4 protein-coding genes, 1 tRNA gene and 1 pseudogene are annotated in these 5,434 nt (G+C 62.3%); 4 read left to right on the top strand and 2 right to left on the bottom strand.

Features of this window, described 5'->3' with window-relative positions:
• Window positions 1-36: 36 nt before the first annotated feature.
• The gene (locus DR046_RS25045) at window positions 37-237 is read right to left on the bottom strand and encodes a head-tail joining protein (RefSeq protein ID WP_115384583.1); all 201 of its coding nucleotides are present in this window, start codon (window positions 235-237) and stop codon (window positions 37-39) included.
• 30 nt (window positions 238-267) lie between these two features.
• Here DR046_RS25045 and DR046_RS25040 point away from each other — a divergent pair, with 30 nt between their 5' ends.
• The 4 genes and pseudogenes from DR046_RS25040 (at window position 268) to DR046_RS23375 (ending at window position 4,298) form a co-directional block, all read left to right on the top strand.
• Window positions 268-498 carry a toprim domain-containing protein gene (locus tag DR046_RS25040; protein WP_115384582.1) on the top strand — a complete coding sequence of 77 codons (231 nt, stop codon included), beginning with the start codon at window positions 268-270 and terminating at the stop codon, window positions 496-498.
• Window positions 495-1,991, top strand: a pseudogene (locus DR046_RS22525) (DUF3987 domain-containing protein). The gene DR046_RS25040 and the pseudogene DR046_RS22525 overlap by 4 nt, the downstream one beginning before the upstream one ends.
• 385 nt (window positions 1,992-2,376) lie before the next feature.
• The gene (locus DR046_RS22520) at window positions 2,377-2,928 is read left to right on the top strand and encodes a hypothetical protein (protein WP_135227393.1); all 552 of its coding nucleotides are present in this window, start codon (window positions 2,377-2,379) and stop codon (window positions 2,926-2,928) included.
• Between the two features lie 563 nt (window positions 2,929-3,491).
• Window positions 3,492-4,298, top strand: a complete 807-nt coding sequence (locus DR046_RS23375; RefSeq protein ID WP_135227392.1) for a hypothetical protein — start codon at window positions 3,492-3,494, stop codon at window positions 4,296-4,298.
• 741 nt (window positions 4,299-5,039) lie between these two features.
• On the opposite strand, the gene DR046_RS22510 is transcribed toward DR046_RS23375, so the two are convergent.
• Window positions 5,040-5,129: transfer RNA gene (locus DR046_RS22510), tRNA-Ser, on the bottom strand.
• Window positions 5,130-5,434 lie beyond the last annotated feature (305 nt).

Raw genomic sequence — 5,434 nt, 5'->3', positions numbered from 1 at the left:
CTGTCGAGAACCAGCCGCACCGCCCGCTCGCGCACCTCAGGAGAAAACTTGTTCGTGGTCTTGCTCATGATGCTCCACCCTACTCAGAAGTTGGAGCCTCCGGCAAACCCGGCGCGGTTCACGTCGTGCGACGGCACGCACCAGCACGGGCGCGCCGCCGTCGGCGATGTAGACCGCATCCCGGCCGATGTTCGGATCGGCGAAGAGCGCGCTGAGCGCGGCGGCGAAGGCGCTCATCAGAAGGTCGCGTTCAGGCGCACCCGGCCGATGGTGTCGCCCGCGCCGCTGGCCACCGCCTCGACGGCCATGCGCGGGCTGCGCCTGCCGCCCGAGGCGGGACGGCTGACCATCGCCCCGGATGGCGACCCGGCGGGCCGTGCGGCGGCGCACGACCTGGCCGAACGGGCTCACGCGTCGGGCTGGGCCGTGTCGCTGTTGCCCGCGCCCGAGGGCCGCGACTGGAACGACATCCTGACCAAGAAAGGGGAACTCGCATGACTGCGCCCCAACCTATTCCCTTCGTTCCAGATTGGCCGGCGCCGGCCCCGCGCCTCCTACGGCTGGAGTTGCCGTCTGCCCCGGACCTGCCCCTGCGCTACGTGCTGGGGCCGCGTCTGGCGCAATGGGTGGAAGATGCAGCCGACGCCAAGGGCGCGCCTCCCGATTATGTCTTCGCGGCGCTGCTGGCCGTGGCGGGCGCGACCATCGACAATACCCGGTGGGTGTCGCCATGGAAAGGCTGGCACGAACCGCCCGTAATCTGGACCATGTGCATCGGCCTGCCCAGCGCGGGGAAGTCGCCTGCAATCGACGCGGCGTTGCAGCCGCTTCGGAAGGCCGAACGCCCCCTGCGCGAAGCGGCGAAAGCCGACGTGACGGCGTGGGCGGAATGAGCCGAACTCGCCAAGCTTACTGAAGCGACCTGGAAGGAAGCCGCCAAGGCGGCAATCAAGGCGGGTGATGCGCCCCCGGACAGGCCGCAATCGTGCGATGCAGGCCCGCCCCCGCATATCCCCCGGCTTGTCGTGAATGATGGCACCATGGAACGCCTCGGGGCCATCCTGGACCGACAGCCGCGCGGCACTTTGCAGATGCGTGACGAGCTGGCCGGATGGCTGGAAGGAATGCAGCGATATTCCGGCGGCGGCAGCGACCGACCGTTCTGGCTGGAAGCGTTTGGGGGCCGAGGCTTCACGGTGGAGCGCATGGGCCGCGAATCTCTGACCATTGACCGGCTGACGCTCGGGGTCATGGGCGGGATACAGCCCGACCGCCTGAAATCCCTGTTGTTCAAGTCTGATGACGACGGGTTGCTGGCACGCTTCCTGCCCATCTGGCCAAACCCCGCGCCGCTGCGCCGCCCGCAAGCATGGGCCGACGAGACGTTGATGGAGAGGGCGCTTACGCGACTTCTGGCGCTCGACATGGTGACAGGTGAAGACGGCGAGACCCGCCCGTGGTTCATCCCTTTCGCGGAGGATGCGCGCGGCCTGATGGATGAATTCCGCCAGACAGTGCGCCAATGGGAAGCCGACGCCGATGGGCTGCTGCTGTCCTTCATCGGAAAGCTTCCGGGGCTGGCGGCGCGGCTGTCGCTGGTGCTGGGCTGTCTAGCCCATGCGGCGGAGGATGCCGGAGAACCGCAGGCCATCACGGCATCCGAATTCGGCAGAGCGGCGCATCTGGTGGAAGCGTATCTTCTGCCGATGGCGCGGCGCGCCTATGCCGATGCGGCGACACCGAAGGCCGACCGGGCCGCGCGGCGTCTGGTGGGCATCATCCGTGTACAGGGCTGGCGTTCCTTCACGTCGCGACAGGTTCAGCGGCTCGACCGTCCGGGGCTAGGCAACAAGGCTGAACTCGACCCGGCGCTTGCAGCCTTGGAAGATCGCGACTGCATCCGCCCAGTGGAGGCTCCGCCCAACCCGCAAGGCGGCAGGCCGCAACGCCTCTATGCTGTGAACCCCGTTCTCCATGGAGGGCGGGCATGACACGATGGCTTGCAGCCGCTCGCAAAGCCGAGGGGGCCGGGACAAAACCGACGAAACTGACAGGACCCGTTTCGGGGGAGGTTTCGTCAGTTGTGTCGGTTCTGACCGAGGGGGTGAGGCCCGAAGCTCGGAACCCGGCGCCCCCGCCTTCAAGAACCAATCCCGCGCCGTCCGAGACCTTGCCCCATGTCGCACGGCCACATGCCGCCGCATCTGACCCGCTCCATGCCCGCCGCTATGCGCAGGGACGGCCCCGCTTGCTTAGCGCCCCGGCGACCTGCGCAGAGTGCGGTCTCGCGGATCGGACTGTCAGCCTGACCGAACCGGATGGGCGGACGTTCCACGTCGCCTGCTCGAGAACAGCATCTGGTGAAAGGAGATAAAAATGCCGAACGAAGTGGACACGCCAAGGGGCCAGTCAGCATCCAAGGCGGCTCGCAAACCTCCTCGCCTGTCAATGGACTGGGACGAGAATGGGACGCTGGCAATCGAGGTGAACGGCGACTGGGAGCGCATTGTAGACGCGCCGGGCAGTGCTTCGCTGACGGCGGCCCTCATCGGGCAACTCGCCGCACTCGGTTCGCCCGGCAAGACCGTGGACGCGGAAAGGACCGAAGCCGCGCTGGGCTTTGTGGACGCGATGAAGCCGAGGGACCCGGCAGAGGTGCTGCTGGTCTCGCAGATGGCCGTGACGCATCAGGCCGTGCTGATGCTCGCGCGGAGGCTCAATCACGTTGATACCTTGCCGCAACAGGGCTCCGCCGAACGGGCGCTGAACAAGACGGCTCGGACTTTCGCTGTGCAGATGGATACGTTGAAGCGGTATCGGTCGAAAGGGCAACAGACGGTGCGGGTAGAGCGTGTCACGGTGCAGGAGGGCGGGCAGGCCATCATCGGCAACGTCGAGACCGGGGGGAGGGGCCGCGATGAAAGCTGACGGCAACCCCATGCAAAGCGCGCACGCGGCGCCCCGCTGCTCTGCGACGTCAAAGCAGACGGGCAACCGGTGCCGCGCGCCTGCCGTTCGCGGTTGGTCAGTCTGCCGGATGCATGGCGCACGAGGCGGCGCCGCACCAGGTAGGGCGAACCCGAATTGGCATCACGGTGGGCGGAGCAGCAGGGTAGTAGAGCTGCGAAAGCTGGCGAATGCCCTAGTGCGAGAGGCCCGCCGTCTTGAGGATATGTTAGACAGTGATTGACCGCTTGACGGGGAACTGGGATGCGGCGTCAGCCAAGCGACCTCGTACCGTTCGGAGAACTTGGAACGGGCCACTGACGCCGCGGCAGTGTGTCGGTAAATGGCGCGCTTATGAACTAAAGGAAGCTGCAGCCGCCCAATTGCACATCAACGACCTCAGCTGACTGACCGGCCTTGATGACGCCGCCAACGGCAGCCTCGAGGGGAAGTAGTCCATCGCCGAGAAGGGCGCGGGAGAGCCGACATTCCCGTAAATAAGTCAATGGCGGCGCGACAAACCAATCTCAAGAAAGGAAGACAATATGCAACTAGAAGTCTTTAATGTAGAAGGCTCTGAATTAGAGAGGTTTTCGACGAGAGGACACTATCGGGTAAAACTAGACAGCTTCACTCTCGATTTATATTTCAGTCCCTCAGAGAGTAAAAAGTGCGTAGTGTTTAGTCCGGGCTTCCTTGATTTGAAAAAATATCAATACCCTTACTTTCAAAGAATAAATTGGTTGAACGAATTTGACGCAGTTGGTATAAGTCTTGCCGATCCGACTCTTTCACTTTCGCGCGATATAGGAATTGGATGGTTCATAGGGGATAGGAAGCGGCACTTCCTGCGTGAAACGGCGGAATTCTTGGATATTTTAATATCGCACCTCGAAATCAAAAGGAGCTCGACTTTGTTTTTTGGGTCTAGTGCGGGAGGATTTTCTTCTCTGGGTCTCGCCACGATTCTTCGTGGTACGAAGGCATTCGCCGTTAACCCACAGACAAACGTCTTAAAATTTCATAGCATCACGGAGCTCTATAGAACATTCACCGCGTGTTTCGGTACAGCCAACAGTACTATTGGCATCAAATCGGCTTATTCTGAACGGGTTGACTTGATTGAGCTGATTATGAGGGAAGATTACATTCCGCAATTTCTGATTTGGCAGAATACATTCGATTCCTATCACTATAAAGATCACCTCATTCCGTTTTTGTCAAATCTCCCAGGCAGCGGTTTTTCTTCAAGTGGCCATGTCGCCCTTGCCGCACATGAGGACCTAGGGCACAATCCTCCCGGCCTGTCGGCCTTGCGAAAATACTTCGAAGATTTTTTTGCAGAAATGTAGAACTCGACTTTCTCCAGGTGGCGGGCGGTGGCGCTGCGAAAGCTCTCGAACATCCCTGGACTTAAAGGCCCTAGTCCGGCCGGTCTGTGGAGCGAGGAATGAAGCCAGGGATTACAGGACAACCGTTGATACTGCTGGGCGGGCTAGTAGGGGTCAATCATAACGAGCTTATCAAAGCCGGAAGCCTTTGCGCGCCCAGGCTCGCACCAGTAGAAGACGCTAACATTCGGCTGGCTCTAGAAACGAGCCACAGTCAGAAGGCAGTTGTCTAGGTTGTATCCCCGCTCAAACTCAGCGTCGAAGGCGGTGACGTGAACCGCTAAGGCGTCATCCGCAAGTGATGAGCGGTAGAGGGTGAAATCGTCCTGTGCGCTCGCCGAACCGGCCGTTGAGAGAGTGAGAGGAGCCGTGCACATCGTGATAAGCTTGGCCTGCATGTGTGCTTGCCGTCCATAGTCAGTCGCGACACCCGCGTTCGCGTAGGTAGAGCCGGATGCGCGAAGGGTAGACTTGTCCTGTCGTGGGCAGAAGCGACGAGGTATTCGCGCTGCACAACCTCACGTACGCCCTCGGACCTGCCGCTCGGGATGTAGCCGGTGCGCTGCGCGAACACTTAAACCGGAGGCCGAGAAATTCCGGCTCGTTCCGGGGCAGTCGCCGTCACGGTGGGGGATGTGCTGGGGGATGAGCCTACCACCCAGCCCAAAAACCAAGACAAATCAAATTTTTGTCGAGGGATAGTGGCGGACAGGAAGGGATTCGAACCCTCGAGACGGTCTCCCGTCTACGCACTTTCCAGGCGCGCGCCTTCGACCACTCGGCCACCTGTCCGCGAGCCGGTCTATGCGATGGGTCGGGGGCCGCGCAAGGGGAAGACGCCCGGAATGTGGCCGGAGCTAGCTTGTGCGGCCGCGCCGCAGGCGCTTTCATCGTTTCGTCCGCACCCGCAGCCCCCGATGACCCTCGGAGCCGCCCTCGCCCTTCGTCGGCAGCGTCCCGGGTGGTGGTGTAGGAGGCCGCGCGCGGAGCCTTCGGCGTAGCGCGGCGCGCGGCCGTGGGTGACGCTGGCGGTCATCGCCGATCTTCGGAGAAGGTTCGGGTTGCGAGACCTGGAAGCTGAGACGGAGATGAGGATG

Origin of the sequence: Jannaschia formosa, from assembly GCF_003340555.1 — a bacterium.
GTDB classification, from domain to species: Bacteria; Pseudomonadota; Alphaproteobacteria; order Rhodobacterales; family Rhodobacteraceae; genus Jannaschia; species Jannaschia formosa.
The sequence above is the reverse complement of the archived record's forward strand: the minus strand, read 5'-3'. Positions and strand labels throughout refer to the sequence as shown.